The following is a 20,360-nucleotide window of genomic DNA, read 5'->3' on the forward strand; positions in this document are numbered from 1 at the left end:
GCGGAGTATATCACGCAACTTATTAATTGGTCGCCTTTTGAGGATAATTTCACTTTTTTATTAACCGATATAACAAATAAATAAAATACCTAGCCGAGGAAACTGTGATTGTGATCCTCATTTAAAAGATCCATTGCTTGCAATAATATCGCAGAATATTAGACTGGGTGTCCAAAAGTGGGAAAAAGTGTCGTTTTGTGGATCTTTTTCTTATAAAATGGATCTTTCACCCATCTATCAATGGAACTGAACCGTCATGTTGCGTGGTGCAAATGCGATCAATCTCGACACAAAAGGACGTATTGCGATCCCTACACGGTATCGTGATTGGCTATCTGACACTTGTCAGGGGCAGTTTGTGTGCACGATTGATTTTCAAACACAGAATTGTTTGTTGCTTTACCCATTACATGAATGGTTATTGATTGAAAATAAATTACGTGGTTTATCAAGTACTAACCCACAGGAAAGACGTATACAGCGGTTAATTTTAGGCCATGCCAGTGAATGTGAGTTAGATAAAAATGGCCGTACCTTAATTGCGCCGACCTTACGCCAACATGCAAAGCTAGATAAAAAAATAATGTTAGTCGGACAATTAAACAAATTCGAAATTTGGGATGAGCAAGTGTGGCATCAACAAGTTCAGCAAGATCTACAAAGTGACATGTCGTTAGGCATGGAATTAAGTGATTCTCTCAAGGAGTTCTCGTTCTAGATGAGTGAGCATATAACCGTATTATTAAATGAAGCCGTTGATGGACTAGCCATTAAACCCGATGGGATTTATGTCGATGGGACATTTGGACGTGGTGGACATTCACGACATATCTTATCGAAACTAGGGCCAAATGGCCGTTTAATTGCGATCGATAGAGATCCGCGTGCAATTGCTACCGCAGAAGCTTTACAAAAAGAAGATAGTCGTTTTCAAATTGTTCATGGACCTTTTTCAGGTTTGGCTGAATATATTAAAGACCTTGGCTTGGCCGGTAAGATAGACGGTGTGTTATTGGATCTTGGTGTTTCTTCGCCACAGCTTGATGACGCAGAGCGCGGGTTTAGTTTTATGCGCGATGGACCATTAGATATGCGCATGGACCCGACATCGGGCATTAGCGCTGCTGATTGGTTAGCAAAAGCAGATGTTGATGATATTGGTTGGGCCTTAAAGACCTTCGGTGAAGAGAAGTTTGCCTACCGCATTGCACGCGCAATTGTCGCAGATCGAGTAGAAACTCCGTTTACGCGCACGCTGCAATTAGCACAGTTAATTGAACGTTTATGTCCTAAACGTGAAAAGAAAAAACACCCTGCAACGCGCAGCTTCCAAGGTATTCGTATTTATATCAATAGCGAATTAGAAGAGATCCACAAAGTATTAGATGGTGCGTTAGATATTTTAGCGATTGGTGGCCAACTTTCGGTGATCAGTTTTCATTCATTAGAAGATCGCATTGTAAAACGCTTTATTCGTAAGCAGGAAAAAGGGCCAGAGTACCCACCTGGTTTGCCTTTAACTGACGCACAAATGCAAGTGGGTAAAAACTTAAAAGCAGTGGGTAAAGCGATTAAACCAAGTGCTCAAGAAATTGCTGTCAATACACGCGCTCGAAGTTCGGTATTACGTATTGCTGTCAAATTGAGACAGCCAGAGGTTAACTAGATGGTGGCTTCTCGTGAAAATTTATTATTACTGATATTAGCGGACTTACGTCAAAACGCGATCCTAGTGATTCTAGGAATTGTGATATTAATCAGTGCTTTGTATAATATTTACATCACTCATGAAACACGAGAGTTAGTAACAAAAAAAGAGTTCTTATCTCAACAAAAAGATAACTTAATGATCGAGTGGAAAAACTTATTGATCGAAGAACATACCCTCGATGAACATAGTCGCATTCGTTCAGTTGCAACCAAACAGTTATCAATGTCGCAACCAACCAAACAAAATAGTGTATTAGTGGAAATTCGATGAATAAAAGACGGACGACATCAAGGGCAAAGGGAAGCTCACAAACAAGAAAGAAAAAAATCTACCTGAGTTATTCCTCGGGTAGATATGCTTTTGTTGCAGTGACTATTTCATTAATTGCATTAGCCTTAATCTCTCGCCTTGCCTTTATACAAATCTTAGAGCCTGAATATTTAACTAATGAAGCTGACAAACGTAGTTTGCGTGTCACTAAATCAGTGGTACATCGAGGCAATATTGAAGATCGTAATGGTGAAGAGTTAGCGATCAGTGTGCCTGCTTTTGCTATTTGGGTAGATCCTAAAGAGGTCAAAAAACATTTTGCTTTCACTCTTGAAGAGTGGGCTGATAGTGTCGTTGTCAATCCTAAAACAGGGTTAGAGCGACATACCAAAAAATATTTTTATGAATCAAAAAAATGGTCTGCATTAGCTGAGGTATTAGGCATTGAACGTGAAGCCATTGCAAAAATAATTCAACGACCTAATGCGCGCTTTGCTTACTTAAAACGTCAAGTTAACGATCCCATGGTGCAATATGTTAAACAGTTAAAACTGTCGGGTATTGCTAGCCAGCTAGAGTCACACCGTTTTTACCCTACCGGTGAAATTAATGCCAATATCTTAGGATTAACCGATCTAGATGCACAAGGTATTGAAGGTATTGAAAAAAGTTATAATGATTATCTGCAAGGGCAAACTGGCAAAAAACGTGTTCGTAAAGACCGTTTAGGTAATGTTATTGATAATATTGAAGTGCTTAAAGAGAAAAAATTAGCAGGCAATTTACAGTTAACCATTGATCAACGTATTCAAGCAGTTGCTTATACTGAATTGAAACGTTCAATTAAAATGAATAACGCAACTTCAGGCTCTATTGTAGTGCTAGATGTTCACTCGGGTGAAATCTATGCGATGGCCAATTATCCGTCATTTAATCCAAACGATCGTACTCAATACCAAGCTTACAAATTACGTAATCGAGCGATTACCGATACCTTTGAACCAGGTTCAACGGTTAAACCGCTAGTGGTTGCTAGTGCATTGATCCACCATAAAACCGATGTTGATGAAGTGATTGATACTTCCCCTGGTTGGATGACCATTGGTGGTCGTCGCGTTCGCGATGGTCGAAATTACGGAAAAATAGATTTGGCTAAAATTTTGAAAAAGTCCAGTAATATTGGGGTGAGTAAATTAGCTTTACGTTTAAAACCAGAGCAATTGCAGCAAACTTTTGCGGATTTTGGTTTTGGTAATGATACTGGTATTGCTTTGATTGGTGAAAGTGTTGGGCGTTTACCTATTCGCCATCGTTGGTCTGATTTTGAATTAGCCACTATGTCCTTTGGATATGGTATTACCTCGACAACGTTACAACTTGCTAAAGCTTATGCCATCTTAGGCAGTGGTGGCATGCAATATCCTTTATCCATTATCAAAGGTCCAGAACAGCCTGGCGAACAAGTTATTCCTAAAAATATTGCACTTGAAGTCGTCGCAATGATGGAAGGGGTTAGTAAACCTGGTGGCACTGCAAAAAAAGCCAAAGTTGAAGGTTACCGTATTGCAGGTAAAACGGGGACTTCTCGAAAAGCTGAAGCTGGCGGTTACGGTGATGATTATGTTGCTGTCTTTGCAGGAATAGCACCGGCGAGTCGTCCTCGCTTTGCTATTGCAGTGATGATTAATGAACCACAGGGAGATAGATACTATGCGGGCGATGTGGCTGCACCTGTATTTTCTGCTGTGATGAAAAGTACTTTATTGTTAACACATGTATTACCCGATGGTGGAGATCAAAGCTACACCTATTTGGAGGCTAAATAATGGTTAAAGAAACGCAACCGGTGCCAGCATTGGATGTAAAAAGTGTACTTAATCAGCGCCAATATAATGTCGACATTGCTTGGCTACTAGCACCTTGGTTAACTGTTTCATTAACTCAGTCTTTATCTGGCATGACCTTAGATAGTCGTGAAATTCAGCAAGGTGACTTGTTTGTTGCTTTGCAGGGATCAGTTAATGACGGCCGTCGGTTTATCAAAAATGCTATCAATGCTGGTGCTGCAGTGGTGCTTGCTGAAACCACAGATAAAACTACTGATGGCCAAATTCGCTTCGAAGCAACAACGCCTATCATAGAGATTTATCAACTAGGTCAACACCTTAGTGCATTAGCAATGCGTTTTTACTTTCCTCAAAAAAACCTACATAGCATCACAGCTATTACCGGTACCAACGGTAAAACAACCATTGCTAGTTTGCTAGCAAATAGCTATATGCTATTGAATCAGCAAAGTGCGCAAATGGGCACTATTGGTAATGGTTTATATGGGCAGTTAAAAAGCAGTTTAAATACCACCTTAGACGCCATTTCAGTTTGCCGTGAATTGCAACATTATCAATCCCAAGGTGCTAAACATACGATCATGGAAGTGTCTTCACATGGTTTGGTACAAGGCCGTGTTGCAGCGATCCCTTTTGAAACCGCTATTTTTACTAACTTAACGCGTGATCACCTTGATTATCACGGCACGTTAGAAGCATATGCGCTAGCTAAAAAGACATTATTTACTGAGTTTCCACTGCAGCATCGTATTATTAATGCCGATGATGCAGTCGGGCAAGCTTGGTTAAAAGCATTTCCAAATGCCATTGCTTATGGTGTGAATGCACAGCAATATTTTTCAAATCAACCTTTCTTCAGCATTAAAAAAGTACTGTACCTCGCGCAGGGAATTAGCTTCGAATTTACCTCTAGTTGGGGGGATGGAGTGATCAATGCGCCATTTTATGGTGACTTTAATGTTTCAAACATTGCCGCAGTCTGTTGTGCGTTACTTGCGGATGGCTTTTCGATTAAGCAAATTGCAGACGTAATAGCTAAGTTAACAGTTGTACCAGGAAGAATGGAACAGTACTTTTTTGCGCAACAACAGGTAACGTTCGTAGTTGATTACGCTCACACCCCCGATGCTTTGCTGAATGCTTTAAAAGCGTTGCAAAATCATAAACAAAAGGGGCGTATTATCGCTGTCTTTGGTTGTGGTGGTGATCGTGATAAAGGCAAACGACCTGAAATGGCTAAAATGGCCGAGCAAGGCGCAGACCAAGTGGTGATAGTTGATGACAACCCACGCAGTGAAAATGCGCAGCAGATTGTTGAAGATATAAAAAAAGGCTTAACTCAACCTGAATTAGCCTTAGTGATACATGATCGTAAACAAGCTATTCTGCATTTACTTCAATCAGCACAAGCTAACGATATTATTTTAATTGCTGGAAAAGGGCATGAAGATTATCAAATCTTTGGTGATAAGAAAATACATTACAGCGATCGAGAGTGTTTGAGCGACTTGATTGAGAACAAAAAGAAACAGCAGGAACAAAGCGTATGATACCGATCACCGTAGATCAGTTATGTGAAGCAACTGATGGTCAGCTTAATATAGATGATCAGAAATCAGATAATCTAACCTTAGCGGAAATTAATTCTGTCGTGATTAATAATGTCAGCACTGATACTCGAACGATCAATGAAAATGACCTCTTTATCGCATTAAAAGGTCCCTCCTTTGATGCTCATAATCTGTTACAAAGCGCCATTGATAAAGGTGCTGCAGTCCTATTAGTTGAAAAAAGCTGGGTGGAAAAAAATAGGGTTGAAAAGAATTGTAGTCAAAACAAAAACTTTACTTTTGCTAATGATTGCATTGTCGTGATGGTTGCCGATACAAGAATTGCATTAGGCTTATTAGGACGCTATATCAAACAGCAAATAAAAGGCATTAAATGTGCAGCGATCACGGGTAGTAACGGTAAAACCACCTGTAAAGAATTATTAAGTGCCATATTAAGCGTTCATAGTGGAGATAAAAATAAGGTATTAGCTACCGCTGGTAATTTTAACAACGATATCGGTTTGCCATTAACTTTATTACGATTACAAGCACAACATCAATTTGCCGTACTTGAACTAGGGGCAAATCATATTGGCGAGATTGCCTACACCTCAGCACTTGCACAACCCGATGTTGCATTAGTTAATAATGTCATGCCTGCGCATTTGGAAGGTTTTGGTTCGTTACAGGGTGTGGCGACAGCAAAGGCTGAAATTTGGTCTAATTTGACACCATCTGGCATCGCAGTAGTAAATTTAGAGGCTAATTTTGCCGTGGACTTTGTGCTGCAATTGGCTAATAAGGATCAACCATTACTTGGTTTTTCGACTAAAAGTGAGCAGCAAAACGGGGCGAAACCGGATCTATTTGCCAGTGATATTGTGCATAACGAACTGGGGCAAGCTAGCTTTACACTAAATCTTTCAGATACCTTAGTAAACAAGCTAAATACTTTGCAAAACATAAGCATACAATTGAACCTTCCTGGCTTGCATAATGTCAGTAATGCATTAGCAGCAAGTACCATGGCTGTCGCTTTTGGATGTTCGTTACAAGATATCAAAAAAGGCTTAGAAAGTGTCCAGCAAGTCGTAGGGCGGGTTAATTGTTCTGTTATTTCAGAAACCGTCACGGTGATTGATGATACCTATAATGCAAATTCCGCATCGGTTAAAGCGGGAATTGATTTGTTAGTTCAATATCAGGCGAATCAAGTATTAGTTTGTGGTGATATGGGGGAGTTGGGCGATTATGCTGAGCAAGAACATAAAACGGTGGGCGAATATGCTCAACAACAAGGCATACAGAAATTATTTACCGTAGGAAATTTGAGTCAACTTGTCAGCCATGCGTATAATGCGGCTGCTAAAAATACTGTGGCAGAACATTTCACAGATAAACAACAACTTAAGGAAGCACTTAATGCTTATTTAAGTGATAAAGAATCTAAAACAGTGATCCTTGTAAAAGGGTCTCGTAGTGCAAAAATGGAAGAGATCGTTGCTTTTATTAAACAAACATTCAGTGCGTAAGCCATCTTCATTAGCTGTGCAACAGCTTTATATAAATAGGATTTCAACATGGTAGTCTGGTTAGCGGAATTACTCTCAAGTCATTACACCTTCTTTAATGTATTGACATACTTATCCGTGAGAATGGTCTTAGCTGTGTTGACTGCACTGGCATTTTCTTTGTGGGCGGGACCTAAGTTGATCCGTTATTTACAGAGCCAGCAGATCGGTCAAATTGTACGTGATGATGGGCCGGAATCTCATTTCAGTAAAGCTGGAACACCAACCATGGGTGGTGTACTCATTTTAGCTGCGATTGTATTAAGTACGTTATTGTGGGCAAGATTAGATAATCTATATGTTTGGGTTGTATTGTTCACTACTGTTGCTTTCGGTGCGATCGGCTTTATGGATGATTACTTAAAAGTGGTACGCAAACATCCCGATGGATTAATTGCACGTTGGAAGTATTTCTGGCAATCAGTGGCCGCCCTAGCGTTAGGTATCGTGTTATATATGACAGCGCAAGGTGATGCACAGTTAACATTAGTGGTGCCTTTTTTCAAAGAATATATGCCTTACTTAGGTTTACTGTTTATTCCATTGGTTTATTTCACCGTGGTGGGGAGTAGTAATGCGGTCAATTTAACCGACGGCTTAGACGGCCTAGCGATTATGCCAACGGTAATGGTGGCGTCTGCTTTTGCATTGATAGCGTATTTAACCAGCCATGTTAACTACTCTCATTACCTATTTATTCCGTATATTCCGCAAGCGAGTGAATTAGTGATTATTTGCGGTACCATTGCCGGTGCTGGTTTAGGCTTTTTATGGTTTAACACTTACCCTGCACAAGTCTTTATGGGCGATGTGGGCTCACTCGCCCTAGGCGCTATTCTTGGTGTTATTGCGGTACTGGTCCGTCAAGAATTTTTATTAGTGATCATGGGCGGTATTTTTGTACTGGAAACCGTCTCAGTTATTTTACAAGTGGGCTCTTATAAAATGCGTAAGCAACGTATTTTCAGAATGGCGCCTATTCATCATCATTATGAGAAAAAAGGATGGCCGGAGCCACGTGTAATTGTTCGTTTCTGGATTATTACTATCGTATTAGTGTTGGTTGGCTTAGTTACGCTGAAGGTTCGCTAATATGATTGCTAAGCGTATTGCTATTATTGGCTTAGGAACTACGGGCCTATCCTGTATCAACTTTTTCCGTAAAAAAGACATCTCAGTTACCGTCTTCGATACGCGAGCAGTACCGCCTGGCAAAGATCAACTTGATGCTACAACAAAGCTGATCATTGGGCCTTTATCTGCACAACTTTTATGTCAATTTGATTGTTTAGTGGTTAGTCCGGGCATTGCGATTGCAACGCCCGCGATTGATGCTGCGATTAAAGCCGGTGTGGAAGTGATCGGTGATATTGAGTTATTTGCGCGTGAATTAAAAACCCCCCCTTATCAGCATGCAAAATTAGTCACTATCACGGGGTCTAACGGTAAAAGTACAGTAACCAGTTTACTTGGCGAAATGGCGATAGATGCGAAAGTGAATGTTGCTGTTGGTGGTAATATTGGTGTACCTGCTTTAGATTTATTAGCTCCTACTATAACTCTGTATATTCTAGAATTATCGAGTTTTCAGCTCGAAACCACAGAGTCCCTCAATGCCGATGTATCGACTATTTTAAATGTCAGCGAAGATCATTTAGATCGTTATAGCAGCTATCAAGATTACACGGCTGCAAAACATAAAATATATCAACAGAGCCAAGCAGTACTCATTAATCGAGATGATCCATTAACCTTTACTGACAAACAACCACAATTAAGTTTTGGTTTTGATCAACAACACTATGGGGTGGTTGTACAACATAACGAACATTACCTCAGTCTCGAACAACAGCCTTTATTAACCTGTTCAGCTTTAAAACTGAGCGGTAAACATAATTGGATGAATGCCTTAGCAGCGCTTGCATTAGGTCAAGTTGTCGATTTGTCAATGCCTTCTATGTTGTCTACATTACAAACCTATAGTGGGCTTAAACATCGTTGCGAATTTGTTAAAGAAGTCCAAGGTGTACGTTGGATAAACGACTCTAAAGCAACTAATGTAGGTGCAACGCAAGCTGCGCTATTAGGCTTGTCTGATACTATCCAAGGTAAAGTGCATGTTATTTTAGGCGGTGATGGTAAAGGTGCTGATTTTTCTGAATTAAAGCCAGTCTTACAAGAAGTAAAAGGGCAAATTGTTTGTTTTGGGCGCGACGCAACATTAATTGCAGAGCAAGATCTTCGAACCATAATTGTTGAAAATTTAGACCAAGCGGTTTCATATATTAATCAACAGGCTGAAGCTGGTGATTTAGCCATTTTGACACCTGCCTGTGCTAGTTTAGATATGTATAAAAACTTTATGGCACGCGGAGATCATTTTATTCGTTTAGTCAACGCGCTTACTGGAAAAATTTAGTCATGTTTAGGGCTATTAGTAATAAGTTAGCATCACTCTTTAGAACACTAACCTTTCAGTCGTCGCAGCAGTCGCAAGCTTATGATCGTTCTTTATTAGTGTTAGTATTTACGCTTATGGGCGTTGGTCTAGTTATTGTCGCCTCTGCTTCAATGCCTGAAGGAATAGCGCTTTCCGATGACCCATTTCGTTTCTTAAAACGACACCTTATTTATATTATTTTATGCTTATTTATATTAGCGGCTGTAGTGTCGATCCCAATCACACGCTGGCATAAATACACGCCTATTATTTTACTGCTCTCTTCATTAGCTTTATTTTCAGTGTTGATTATTGGTACCGAAGTAAATGGTTCCTTACGTTGGTTACGCTTTGGGCCCTTGAATATCCAACCCTCTGAGTTTGCAAAACTGTCTGTGGTGTTGTTTATTTCAAGTTACCTTTTACGTCGGCAAAAAGAGGTGATTGATACTATTAAAGGTTTTATAAAGCCTTTGGCAATATTAGCGCTATTAGCTTTATTATTATTATTACAACCAGATTTAGGTTCAACCGTGGTGATCGTGGTGATCATGATGGGTATGTTATTCATTGCTAATGCGCGCATGATCTCATTCGTGGGGATTGCAGTGGCGTTGTTATCGGTGATCATCCTATTGATTGTTACCTCACCCTATCGTATGGCAAGGGTTTTTGGTTTTTTAGATCCCTGGGCTGATCCATTTGGCCGAAGTTACCAGTTAACACAGTCTTTAATGGCTTTTGGCCGAGGCGGTTGGTTCGGTGAAGGATTAGGTAATTCAGTACAAAAACTTGAATATTTACCTGAAGCACATACTGACTTTATTATGGCTATTCTCGCAGAAGAGTTAGGTTTTATTGGGGTTAGTATTGTTATTATTCTAGAGTTTATTCTAGTTTATAAAGCTTTTTCGATCGGTAGAAAAGCGTTACAACAAAACTTTGTTTTTGCTGGTTACGTTGCTATCGGTATTGCAATTTGGTTCGCTTTTCAAACTGCGGTTAATATTGGTGCCGCTTCCGGTGTTGCACCTACAAAAGGTTTGACCTTACCCTTGATTAGTTATGGTGGTTCAAGTTTGATCACTATTGCTATTGCCGTGGGGTTAGTATTACGTATTGATTTTGAAACACGCTTAAGCTCAGCACAGGTACGTATTACAAAGAAAGTCAAAAAGAAAAAATCGAAACCAAAAAATGTACCTAGCGAGCCATCCGATAACATTTCCAGTAATGTTATCGATACTGAATCAGACAATGTATTCGACAACACATTCAGCAAGGTCTCCAATAAGATGACTGGCAATACATCAAGTAATGAACTAAAGGGTGAATAATATGAGCAAAACTAAAACCTTATTGGTGATGGCTGGTGGTACTGGTGGGCATGTCTTTCCGGGCTTAGCGGTCGCAGATAAATTAAAAAATGAAGGCTGGCAAGTGAGCTGGTTAGGGACAGCAGCAAGAATGGAAGCAAGGTTGGTACCTGAACATGGTTATGAAATAGATTTTATTGACGTGGCCGGAGTGAGAGGGAATGGCATCAAACGTTTGCTAGCCGCTCCCTTTCAAATTTTGAAATCAATTTTTCAAGCACGTAAAGTCTTAAAAAATAGACAAGTAGATTTAGTATTGGGTATGGGAGGTTTTGCCAGTGGACCGGGTGGTATCGCGGCATGGACTTTAGGTATTCCTGTTGTGTTACACGAACAGAATGCAACCGCGGGAATGACCAATCGCTTACTCTCTTATTTCTCAAAAAAGGTATTAATGGGCTTTAGCGGTGCATTTTTGAATGAAAAAGCTATTTTAGTCGGTAACCCAATACGTAAAGACCTTTTGGCTTTACCTGAAAAGCAATTTTCAGCATCCTCTTCTAGTTTAAAGGTACTGGTGATTGGGGGAAGTTTAGGCGCACAAGTTTTAAATGAAACAGTACCTCAAGCATTAATGAACTTTGATGCGACAAAAGTGTCTATTTTACATCAAACTGGAAAAGGCTTTTCTGAGTCTGTTTTAGCACGTTATCAAGACTCTCAAGTAGAGTATAAAGTACAAGATTTTATTACTGATATGGCTGCTGCTTATGATTGGGCGGACGTTATTATTTGTAGGGCAGGGGCGCTTACAGTTGCTGAAGTTGCTGTGGTAGGCTTACCTGCTATTTTTGTTCCTCTACCGCATGCGGTAGATGATCATCAAACAAAAAATGCACAAAGCTTAGTAAATGCAGAGGCCGCAATATTACTTCCTCAAAAAGATTTAAATGCAAAGAAATTAAGTGAATGTTTGGCGACATTAAGTCAAAATAGGCAGTTGCTTGTTGATATGAGTACAAACTGTAAAAATATAGCAATTAGAAATGCAACGGAGCAAGTGGCTGCCGTTTGTAATTCCTTAGTGAAAATATAGTGAAAGTGAATTCCGATGATAAAAATTGAATTAGCAGAAATCCGTACCATGATCCCTGAAATGCGCCGTGTAAAACAGATCCACTTTGTGGGGATAGGTGGAGCTGGTATGGGAGGAATTGCTGAAGTATTAGCCTATGAAGGCTATAAAATCACTGGTTCTGATATTGCTGAAAATACAGTCGTTAAACGTCTGCGTACCATTGGTGTGGAAATCTTTATTGGCCATGCACAAGAGAATATCTATGGTGCTTCAGTGGTGGTTGTTTCAACAGCCATTAATAAAGAAAACCCTGAGTTATTGGCGGCACAGCAAGCGCGTATTCCAGTGGTTCGTCGTGCGGAAATGTTAGCCGAGTTGATGCGTTATCGCCATGGTGTTGCCGTTGCGGGTACACATGGGAAAACCACCACAACGAGTTTGATTGCGAGTATTTATCGTGAAGCAGATTTAGATCCTACTTTTGTGATTGGTGGTTTGCTAAATAGTGCTGGTACTAATGCTAAATTAGGACAAAGTCGTTATTTAATTGCCGAAGCTGATGAAAGTGATGCTTCATTCTTACATCTACAACCCATGGTGTCAGTGGTAACCAACATCGAAGCTGATCACATGGACACCTATCAAGGTGACTTTGAAATTTTAAAAGATACGTTTGTGCAATTTATTCAAAACTTGCCTTTTTATGGGACCGCGGTTGTTTGTTTAGATGACCAAGTGGTAGAGAATTTGATCCCACGTTTTGCTCGCCAATGCGTGACCTATGGTTTCCATGAGCAAGCCGATGTACGTATTTCTAACTTTCAACAAACAGTTAGCAGAAGTGAATTTTTAGTGCACCGTAATAATCGCCCTGATTTAACGATCCAGTTAAATTTACCTGGTAAACATAACGCATTGAATGCGGCGGCGGCAATTGCTGTTGCAATGGAAGATGATATTGAAGATGCGGCTATTTTAGCAGCACTACAAAGTTTTGAAGGTATTGGCCGTCGCTTTGAGCAATATGGTGAATTCGAAACCGGTCGTGGTAAAGCGATGTTAGCGGATGATTATGGTCATCACCCAACCGAAGTACAAGCTACTATCAACGCAGCGCGAGAAGGTTGGCCTGAAAAACGTCTTGTTATGGCGTACCAACCACATCGTTATACACGTACCCGTGATTTATACGAAGATTTCGCACATGTTTTATCGCAGGTTGACCAACTATTATTATTAGATGTTTATTCCGCAGGTGAGACGCCAATCGCGGGGGCAGATAGCCGTTCGCTATGTCGCACAATTCGCCAACAAAGTGGTAAAGAGCCTATTTTTGTTGCCTCACCGGAAGCTTTGCCGGGTGCATTAGCAAAAGTGATTCAAGAGGGTGATTTGGTGCTTACTCAAGGCGCGGGTAATATTGGTGCTGTTGTTAAAACCTTAGCTGAATTAAAATTAAATATCGAAAAAATGACACAAGTGAGTGCAGGTTAATGGCGGTTGATTTTGGAAAAGTAGCAGTTTTGTTTGGTGGAGATAGTGCTGAGCGTGAAATCTCATTAAAATCGGGTAATGCTGTGTTAAATGCTTTACTTCGTCAAGGTGTTGATGCCCATGCGGTTGACCCTAAATTGGATGATATTTCACAAATTAAAGCGTTAGGTTTTGAGCGTGCCTTTATTGTGTTGCACGGTCGAGGTGGGGAAGATGGCACTATTCAAGGTTTTTTAAAAACATTGAATATTCCGTTTACTGGTAGTGATGTGTCGAGCTCAGCAATTGGTATGGATAAAGCCAAAACTAAGCAAATTTGGCAAAGTTGTCAGTTACCGACTGCAAGCTATCAAATTATTATCAAAGAAAACTTTGAACCATCAAGCGCTACCGATATACTAGCTGCCTTATCAGGTTCTGTAATGGTTAAACCTGTTCATGAAGGTTCAAGTATTGGTATGGCTAAAGCAGACAATGCAGAACAATTGGTGGCTGCTTTAGAAGAAGCGTTTAAGTTTGATAATAAAGTATTGTTAGAATCTTGGATAACTGGTGATGAATTTACTGTCTCAATGCTAAATGGTCGCGCATTACCGGCTATTAGCATGAAAACAACGAATCAATTTTATGATTATCAAGCAAAATATCAATCCACAGAAACACAATATTTGTGTCCCTGTGGACTGTCAGATAATGAACTAAACAAGTTAAACCATTTAGCTGAAGAAGCGTTTAAAACCATTGGCTGTAGTGGTTGGGGGCGTGTTGACTTTATGCGTGATGAAAACAAAAACTGGTTCCTATTAGAAGTGAATACAGTGCCGGGAATGACTGAAACCAGTTTAGTACCGAAAGCGGCGAAACAAGCGGGTATTAGCTTTGATCAATTAGTGTTATCTATTTTAGAGCAAACTTTATAATCTATGTGGCATAAGTTAAAACAAGTCAAAATAAGCAAATGGATTGGTTTCTTTGTTTTTGTACTTTTAATGTATGCCTTACAGGACAGCTTTTTTAAATTAAAATTTTGGTTAACGGACCACCAATCATCACCCTTAACGGCATTAGTCCTTACGGGCCACCGCGAGCATATTACTGAAGACGTGGTGAGAGAGGTATTAGCAGATCAAGAGGATAGGTTAAATTTCTTTACTTTAGAAATAGCTGAAATCCAAAAACAGTTAGAACAAAAACCTTGGGTTTATTCTGCATCGATTCGAAAAAATTGGCCGGATACGTTAAAGATTCATATTGTTGAGCAATCGATTGTTGCTTCATGGAACCAGAAGTCATTATTGAATAGGTTTGGTGAAATTATCGATGTGGTACCTGAACCTGAGAATGATTATATTGCTCTGTCTGGTGATGATAAACATGCTGAACAAGTGCTGAATACTTATTTGCAATTAAATCAGTTATTGTTGCCAAGTCAATACAGAATTGCTGCTTTACACAGTGACCAACGTAATGCCAGTGAATTGGTGTTAAGAAATGGCATTAGTTTGAAGTTAGGTAAAGAACAAAAATTAGAACGCATACAATTATTTTTAAATGCATTTCCAAGAATTGCACAAAAATATGAAATTAGCTCCATCGATTATGTTGACCTTCGTTATGATACAGGGTTGGCAATTGGATGGAAGAAAACAGAAAATAATAAAACCTAATATAACAATTTTGTGCTCATGTTGAGTTAATTCTTCTCTCTTAAAATAGAGAAAATGGTGATAGACGAATGGAAAGTAATTACACAGTTGGTTTAGACATTGGTAGTAATAAAGTGGTTGTCTTAATCGGTGAGTTATTAGCAAATGATGTAATTAATATCGTTGGAGTGGGCAGTGCCCCGTCCAAGGGAGTTGATAAAGGATCGGTAACTAACTTAGATGCAGTTGTTGAGTCGATTACAAGTGCGTTAAAGCAAGCAGAAGATATGGCTGACTGTCGAGTCTCGTCAGTTAACTTATCAGTTTCTGGTTCACACATTGAATCAATGAATGAATCAGGTACTTGGGCGATTGAAGCACATGAAGTGACTACCTATGACGTTGAAAGTGTGATCCATAACGCACGATCAGTGAAAATTCGTGACGAACAGCGCTTATTACATGTCATTCCTCAGGAATACTCTATTGATTCCCAAGGGCACATTAATAATCCTATTGGGTTATCGGGTGTTAAGCTAAAAGCAAATGTACATTTAATTACTTGTCATAATGACCTAGTTAAAAACTTAGAAAAAGCAGTTGAACGTAGTGGTCTTGTGATTGATCAGTTAACTTTTTCAGGTGTTGCATCAAGCGAAGCTATTCTCAGTGAAGATGAAAAAGAGCTGGGTGTCTGTATGATCGATATGGGGAGTGGTACAATGGACCTGTCTATCTATATTGCGGGTTCGTTACAGCATAGTATGGTACTTGATTACGCAGGTAACTCAGTAACTAATGACATTGCCATTGCATTTAGTGCTCCACCAACGTCAGCTGAAGCAATAAAAGTTAAATATGGGTGTCTAAATAAACGCTTAGTACTAGATGAAGAAACCATCGACTTACCGAGTGTTGGTGGTCGGCCTGCACGTAGTTTGCAGCGTTCAATATTAGTAGATGTTATTGAGCCACGATACAGTGAGCTATTAACTTTAGTTAAGAATGAAATCTTTAAATTGAATGATAAGTTTGCGCGTGAAGGTTTAAAGCAACAATTAGCGGCGGGTGTTGTCATAACAGGTGGTGCCGCTCAAATTGAAGGTTTGGTTGAAATTGCTGAAGAAGTCTTTGGTAATATTCAAGTTCGAATTGGTAAACCGGAGCATATTCAAGGATTAGCTGATGATGTAAACTCACCAGCTTATTCTACGGCAGTAGGTTTATTACGTTATAAAAATGACGAGTTTGCAGGTGAAGAGGATGCTGAGCCGGAAAATCGTTTTACAAGTTTATTCGGTAAAATAAAAAACTGGATAAAAAAAGAATATTAGTTATCAAGTTACATGGATTGGGTGGTAACAGACGATGTCACAAGAAGTTAATAGAGTGGAAGAGAGTCAAATGTTTGAAATAATCGATGATGAAGACCATTCAGCACAAGCCATAATTAAAGTTATTGGCATTGGTGGTGGTGGTGGTAACGCGATCAATTATATGATCGAAAAAGGCCTAACTGGCGCTGAATTTATTGCTATGAATACCGATGCGCAAGCATTACGTTCATCAAAAGCAGATATTCGCTTACAATTAGGATCTAATATCACTAATGGCTTAGGTGCCGGTGCAAACCCAGAAATTGGTTATAAATCAGCACTTGAAGATAAAGAGCGTATTCGAGAAATCGTCGCTGGTGCCGATGTTGTATTTATTGCTGCTGGTATGGGTGGTGGAACAGGTACTGGTGCTTGTCCAGTTGTTGCTGAAATCGCTAAAGAGGAAGGTGCATTAACGATCGGTGTCGTATCAAAACCTTCTTTGTTTGAAGGCCGTAAGCGAATGAATTACGCAACGCAGGGTATTGCTCGTTTATCTGAGAATATCGACTCTTTGTTGATTATTCCAAATGATAAATTACAAAAATCGTTACCGCGTGGTATCTCTTTCTTAGATGCATTACGTGCTGCGAATGGCGTACTTTATGATGCGGTTTCTGGCTTTTCTTCAATCATCAATAATGAAGAAAGTACTATCAATATCGATTTCGCGGATGTACGCACTGTCATGACAGAAGCGGGTACGACTGCGGTAATGGGAATTGGTGTTTCTTCTGGTGAGAACCGTGCTGAAGAAGCCGTTGAAGAAGCTATTTCATGCCCATTATTAGAAGATGTTGATCTATCAGATGCACGTGGTGTACTTGTACATATCGTTGCTGGTATCGATTTCAGTTGGGATGAGTACCACACTGTGGGTGATGCGTTAAAACAATTTGCTTCTGATGACTCTCAAAACATCATCGGTGTAACCGTTGACCCAACCCTAGAGACGGGCGAATTACACGTTACAGTTATTGTAACGGGTATTGGTGAGCGTAAATCTGAATTAAATGTAGTTAAAAACCCTACGCTTAATACTCAGAAAACAGCTGAGAACGTTGAGAAAGCGCCTGAAGTGGACGTTGCAAAAAGCACTGCAGAAACTGAAGATGTTAGTCAAACAGAGCCTGAAATAGTAGAGCCAATTGCTGAAGTTAAAGATAAAACTAGCGCCGAAAGTTACTTGGATATTCCTGCTTTTTTAAGACGTCAAGCAGATAACTAAATTAAAGCTAGCGATATAACAGTTTGTGATATTGATCTCAAACTGTTATCATTCGTCGCAGATATCATCGTAGTGGAGGTCATTTTATGATTAAGCAAAGAACATTAAAACAAAGTGTTAAATCAACAGGTGTTGGTTTACATTCAGGGAACAAGGTAACCATTGAGTTGCACCCTGCACCTGTTAACACGGGTATTGTTTACCGTCGTATTGACCTTGACCCGGTGGTTAGCTTTAAAGCACATGCACAAGCAGTACAAGAAACGCTTTTATGTACTTGTTTAGTGAACGATCAAGGACAGAAAATTTCTACTGTTGAGCATTTATCTGCTGCTTTGGCTGGTCTAGGTATTGATAATATTATTATCGACGTTGACGCACCAGAAATTCCAATTATGGATGGTAGTGCGAGTCCTTTTATTTTCTTGCTTCAATCTGCTGGTATCGAAGAGCAAAATGCAGCTAAAAAATTCATTCGTATTAAGAAAACAGTACGTGTGGAAGATGAAAAAGAAGGTAAGTGGGCTGAGTTGCAGCCTTCTGATAATGGCTTTAGCTTAGATTTTAAAATTGATTTTGATCATCCTGTATTTGAAGGTCAAAACCAACATGTTGAAATGCAGTTTTCAGGTGATTTATTTGTCAAAGAAATCAGTCGTGCACGTACTTTTGGTTTCATGAAAAGCGTTGAGTACCTACAATCTAATAATTTAGCACTAGGTGCTAGTTTAGATAATGCGATTGGTTTAGATGAATTCCGTGTATTAAACCCTGAAGGTTTACGTTATGAAGATGAATTTGTAAAACATAAAGTATTAGATGCTATCGGTGATTTATATTTATCTGGTTATAGTATTCTGGGTCATTTAAAAGCCTATAAAACTGGGCATGCCTTAAATAACAAACTTTTATGTGCATTACTTGCAGATCAAGAAGCATTTGAAATGGTGACCTTTGAAGAACCTGTGAGCGAATCACCTATACAATATATTGAGCCTGTGTTTGTTACTGCTTAAAACATTTAATTAAGATTTAATTAAATGTTTAGTTAAGCCAATATAGACTTCATTGAAAACCACTTTATTTGAAAGTGGTTTTTTTTTATGTTTTTTAGGGAAATTGTTTTGATAAATACTTGTGCAATTTAGAATCAGCAGCAAAGAGGTGGTCTACTTTAAGCAATACAACAGAGCAGAACAGAATTGAATAGCCTGATTAGTTAATCGCTATTATTCACTTTTATTGGTTGAGAATTTAGCTAATGATTGTAGTGCTTTTTTTAATTTAGGATCAGCATTTTCAGCTAATGCTAAAAAGGAGTCTGCAATATCTTTACTCATTTTTTGTGCGCGTTTTTTTACTGGTTTGTTGGTTTTTAGTTGTGATGGACTCACTTTTGCAAGGGCTGGGTTAACTTTGACCTTGATGTTAATCAAAGATGAATGATGCGTGCGCAATTCGCTGAGGATATCACTTCGTATAAATTGTAAACGCTGAAGCCAAAGTGAGGTCGGACTTTCTATAATCAAAGTCCCATTTTCAATATTTCCTATACGACATCCACTGATGTTGTGTTGTTTTAAAAGCCTTTGTAGTACCATATCCAACTTAGTTATCAAGGATGTACTTTTCTGATAACTATTTTTTTCTAATAATAGTGCAATGGGTTTAGGTTGTTTCTTGTAAGATTTCATAGCAGCCATCAATAGTGAATTAAGTTTATGAGTATAACGGTTATTTATAATAGGAAGGAGACTGAACATAACTTTTCTATAACAAGATCGACATTTATTTTCGTGTGCATATTGATTGTCGCGATCTTGATGACGAGTGCTTGGCTATTACAATCGCATTACCATCAACAATTGACTCAACATAAAATACAAGCTCTCGGCGAGCGAGACCTTATTAAACAACAATATTTAGACACCTTACAATCTCAAACTAATCAACAAGTGCAAGCACTGGCTGTTAAGATAGGTCAATTACAAGCACAGAGTATTCGTTTAAATAATTTGGGCGAACGTATTATCGATAAATCAAATTTTCCCAAAGAGGAATTTGAGTTTGATATTAACCAATATATCGATCAAGGGCTTATCCTTGATGCCAATGGCCTAGAACAAAGTCTAGATCAAAGCCTAGACCAAAATATAGAGTCTGATAACGAGCAAGTCGTAGAAGAGGCGATTGACCATGAGCCGATTGATAATACTTCCACAAATGCAGAGTCAGTGGATGAAGACATTGAGCAACCTGTACCGTTAAATGTTGTTTCGAATATAAATACGTTAGACACTTCAGACCTAGTAAAACTTCATAAAAATGTATCGCTCCTCGCATATCAGTACCAAAAGAATCAAAATTTACTGCAACAACTTGAAATTACATTAACTAATCTCCATCTTACAGATGAGTTATTCATTTCTGGTCGCCCTGTTCCAATTCAAGGCTCTTGGATCTCTTCACCCTTTGGTACGCGAACAGACCCATTTACGGGGCGTTTACGTCGCCACAAAGGCGTTGATATCGCTGGACATACAGGCATGTCAATTAATGCGACTGCCGCAGGCGTAGTTACGACATCAGAAGCGCGCACTGGTTATGGTTATGTGGTTGAGATTAATCACGGCAGTGGTTTGAGAACACGTTATGCACATGCTTCATCGTTACTTGTCGCGGTGGGGGCTATTGTTGAAAAAGGTCAACAAATAGCAGTGATGGGAACAACAGGTCGCTCTACAGGGCCACATGTGCACTATGAAGTCATCAAAGATGGCACCCAAATAGACCCAGTTTATTATATACAAAGATTACCAAGCTAAATTAC

At 39.3% G+C, this 20,360-nt stretch carries 18 protein-coding genes; 17 read left to right on the forward strand and 1 reads right to left on the reverse strand.

Features of this window, described 5'->3' with window-relative positions; genetic code table 11:
- Positions 1 to 256: 256 nt before the first annotated feature.
- From mraZ to lpxC, 16 genes are all read left to right on the forward strand, one after another.
- Positions 257 to 718 carry a division/cell wall cluster transcriptional repressor MraZ gene (mraZ, locus tag H592_RS0116690; RefSeq protein WP_028869771.1) on the forward strand — a complete coding sequence of 154 codons (462 nt, stop codon included), beginning with the start codon at positions 257 to 259 and terminating at the stop codon, positions 716 to 718.
- Complete coding sequence (rsmH, locus tag H592_RS0116695) at positions 719 to 1,666, forward strand: 16S rRNA (cytosine(1402)-N(4))-methyltransferase RsmH (protein ID WP_028869772.1); 948 nt, start codon at positions 719 to 721, stop codon at positions 1,664 to 1,666.
- Entirely contained in the window at positions 1,667 to 1,981 is a 315-nt protein-coding gene (gene ftsL, locus H592_RS0116700) for a cell division protein FtsL (RefSeq protein WP_028869773.1), read from the forward strand. It begins immediately after the preceding gene.
- Complete coding sequence (locus H592_RS0116705) at positions 1,978 to 3,807, forward strand: peptidoglycan D,D-transpeptidase FtsI family protein (RefSeq protein WP_028869774.1); 1,830 nt, start codon at positions 1,978 to 1,980, stop codon at positions 3,805 to 3,807. The genes ftsL and H592_RS0116705 overlap by 4 nt, the downstream gene beginning before the upstream one ends.
- Positions 3,807 to 5,378 (forward strand): UDP-N-acetylmuramoyl-L-alanyl-D-glutamate--2,6-diaminopimelate ligase, encoded by a 1,572-nt coding sequence (murE, locus tag H592_RS0116710; RefSeq protein WP_084296316.1) that lies wholly within the window; start codon positions 3,807 to 3,809, stop codon positions 5,376 to 5,378. The genes H592_RS0116705 and murE overlap by 1 nt, the downstream gene beginning before the upstream one ends.
- Complete coding sequence (locus tag H592_RS0116715) at positions 5,375 to 6,913, forward strand: UDP-N-acetylmuramoyl-tripeptide--D-alanyl-D-alanine ligase (RefSeq protein ID WP_028869776.1); 1,539 nt, start codon at positions 5,375 to 5,377, stop codon at positions 6,911 to 6,913. Before murE ends, H592_RS0116715 begins: the two co-directional genes overlap by 4 nt.
- Before the next feature lie 48 nt (positions 6,914 to 6,961).
- Positions 6,962 to 8,044, forward strand: a complete 1,083-nt coding sequence (mraY, locus tag H592_RS0116720) for a phospho-N-acetylmuramoyl-pentapeptide-transferase (RefSeq protein WP_028869777.1) — start codon at positions 6,962 to 6,964, stop codon at positions 8,042 to 8,044.
- A gap of 1 nt (position 8,045) precedes the next feature.
- Positions 8,046 to 9,371: a UDP-N-acetylmuramoyl-L-alanine--D-glutamate ligase gene (gene murD, locus H592_RS0116725; RefSeq protein WP_028869778.1), complete on the forward strand. Its 1,326-nt coding sequence runs from the start codon at positions 8,046 to 8,048 to the stop codon at positions 9,369 to 9,371.
- Between the two features lie 2 nt (positions 9,372 to 9,373).
- Positions 9,374 to 10,729 (forward strand): putative lipid II flippase FtsW, encoded by a 1,356-nt coding sequence (gene ftsW / locus H592_RS22625; RefSeq protein WP_084296317.1) that lies wholly within the window; start codon positions 9,374 to 9,376, stop codon positions 10,727 to 10,729.
- On the forward strand, positions 10,722 to 11,804 hold the full coding sequence (gene murG, locus H592_RS0116735; RefSeq protein ID WP_211235681.1) for an undecaprenyldiphospho-muramoylpentapeptide beta-N-acetylglucosaminyltransferase: 1,083 nt from the start codon (positions 10,722 to 10,724) through the stop codon (positions 11,802 to 11,804). Before ftsW ends, murG begins: the two co-directional genes overlap by 8 nt.
- Positions 11,805 to 11,819: 15 nt before the next feature.
- Positions 11,820 to 13,280, forward strand: coding sequence for a UDP-N-acetylmuramate--L-alanine ligase (gene murC, locus H592_RS0116740; RefSeq protein WP_028869780.1), 1,461 nt, complete (start codon positions 11,820 to 11,822; stop codon positions 13,278 to 13,280).
- On the forward strand, positions 13,280 to 14,200 hold the full coding sequence (locus H592_RS0116745; protein ID WP_028869781.1) for a D-alanine--D-alanine ligase: 921 nt from the start codon (positions 13,280 to 13,282) through the stop codon (positions 14,198 to 14,200). Before murC ends, H592_RS0116745 begins: the two co-directional genes overlap by 1 nt.
- 3 nt (positions 14,201 to 14,203) lie before the next feature.
- Positions 14,204 to 14,947, forward strand: coding sequence for a cell division protein FtsQ/DivIB (locus H592_RS0116750; protein WP_028869782.1), 744 nt, complete (start codon positions 14,204 to 14,206; stop codon positions 14,945 to 14,947).
- A 68-nt stretch (positions 14,948 to 15,015) separates the two neighbouring features.
- Entirely contained in the window at positions 15,016 to 16,260 is a 1,245-nt protein-coding gene (gene ftsA / locus H592_RS0116755; protein WP_028869783.1) for a cell division protein FtsA, read from the forward strand.
- 34 nt (positions 16,261 to 16,294) lie between these two features.
- On the forward strand, positions 16,295 to 17,530 hold the full coding sequence (gene ftsZ, locus H592_RS0116760; protein ID WP_245600445.1) for a cell division protein FtsZ: 1,236 nt from the start codon (positions 16,295 to 16,297) through the stop codon (positions 17,528 to 17,530).
- Between the two features lie 86 nt (positions 17,531 to 17,616).
- A complete protein-coding gene (gene lpxC, locus H592_RS0116765; protein WP_028869785.1) occupies positions 17,617 to 18,546 on the forward strand; it encodes a UDP-3-O-acyl-N-acetylglucosamine deacetylase in 930 nt (309 codons plus the stop codon).
- A gap of 213 nt (positions 18,547 to 18,759) precedes the next feature.
- On the opposite strand, the gene H592_RS0116770 is transcribed toward lpxC, so the two are convergent.
- On the reverse strand, positions 18,760 to 19,233 hold the full coding sequence (locus H592_RS0116770) for a DciA family protein (RefSeq protein WP_028869786.1): 474 nt from the start codon (positions 19,231 to 19,233) through the stop codon (positions 18,760 to 18,762).
- A 120-nt stretch (positions 19,234 to 19,353) separates the two neighbouring features.
- On the opposite strand from H592_RS0116770, the gene H592_RS0116775 reads away from it, so the two are divergent.
- Entirely contained in the window at positions 19,354 to 20,355 is a 1,002-nt protein-coding gene (locus tag H592_RS0116775; protein WP_051369225.1) for a M23 family metallopeptidase, read from the forward strand.
- The last annotated feature ends 5 nt before the right edge of the window (positions 20,356 to 20,360 follow it).

The organism is Psychromonas arctica DSM 14288 (assembly GCF_000482725.1).
Taxonomy (GTDB): Bacteria; Pseudomonadota; Gammaproteobacteria; order Enterobacterales; family Psychromonadaceae; genus Psychromonas; species Psychromonas arctica.

Coding starts and splice junctions, on each gene's coding strand:
- mraZ (WP_028869771.1), top strand. CDS start 257: ATGTTGCGTGGTGCAAATGCGATCAATCTCGACACAAAAGGACGTATT.
- mraY (WP_028869777.1), top strand. CDS start 6,962: ATGGTAGTCTGGTTAGCGGAATTACTCTCAAGTCATTACACCTTCTTT.
- lpxC (WP_028869785.1), top strand. CDS start 17,617: ATGATTAAGCAAAGAACATTAAAACAAAGTGTTAAATCAACAGGTGTT.
- H592_RS0116705 (WP_028869774.1), top strand. CDS start 1,978: ATGAATAAAAGACGGACGACATCAAGGGCAAAGGGAAGCTCACAAACA.
- H592_RS0116775 (WP_051369225.1), top strand. CDS start 19,354: ATGACGAGTGCTTGGCTATTACAATCGCATTACCATCAACAATTGACT.
- murD (WP_028869778.1), top strand. CDS start 8,046: ATGATTGCTAAGCGTATTGCTATTATTGGCTTAGGAACTACGGGCCTA.
- H592_RS0116750 (WP_028869782.1), top strand. CDS start 14,204: ATGTGGCATAAGTTAAAACAAGTCAAAATAAGCAAATGGATTGGTTTC.
- ftsL (WP_028869773.1), top strand. CDS start 1,667: ATGGTGGCTTCTCGTGAAAATTTATTATTACTGATATTAGCGGACTTA.
- ftsZ (WP_245600445.1), top strand. CDS start 16,295: ATGTCACAAGAAGTTAATAGAGTGGAAGAGAGTCAAATGTTTGAAATA.
- ftsW (WP_084296317.1), top strand. CDS start 9,374: ATGTTTAGGGCTATTAGTAATAAGTTAGCATCACTCTTTAGAACACTA.
- H592_RS0116770 (WP_028869786.1), bottom strand. CDS start 19,233: ATGGCTGCTATGAAATCTTACAAGAAACAACCTAAACCCATTGCACTA.
- rsmH (WP_028869772.1), top strand. CDS start 719: ATGAGTGAGCATATAACCGTATTATTAAATGAAGCCGTTGATGGACTA.
- murC (WP_028869780.1), top strand. CDS start 11,820: ATGATAAAAATTGAATTAGCAGAAATCCGTACCATGATCCCTGAAATG.
- H592_RS0116745 (WP_028869781.1), top strand. CDS start 13,280: ATGGCGGTTGATTTTGGAAAAGTAGCAGTTTTGTTTGGTGGAGATAGT.
- murE (WP_084296316.1), top strand. CDS start 3,807: ATGGTTAAAGAAACGCAACCGGTGCCAGCATTGGATGTAAAAAGTGTA.
- H592_RS0116715 (WP_028869776.1), top strand. CDS start 5,375: ATGATACCGATCACCGTAGATCAGTTATGTGAAGCAACTGATGGTCAG.
- ftsA (WP_028869783.1), top strand. CDS start 15,016: ATGGAAAGTAATTACACAGTTGGTTTAGACATTGGTAGTAATAAAGTG.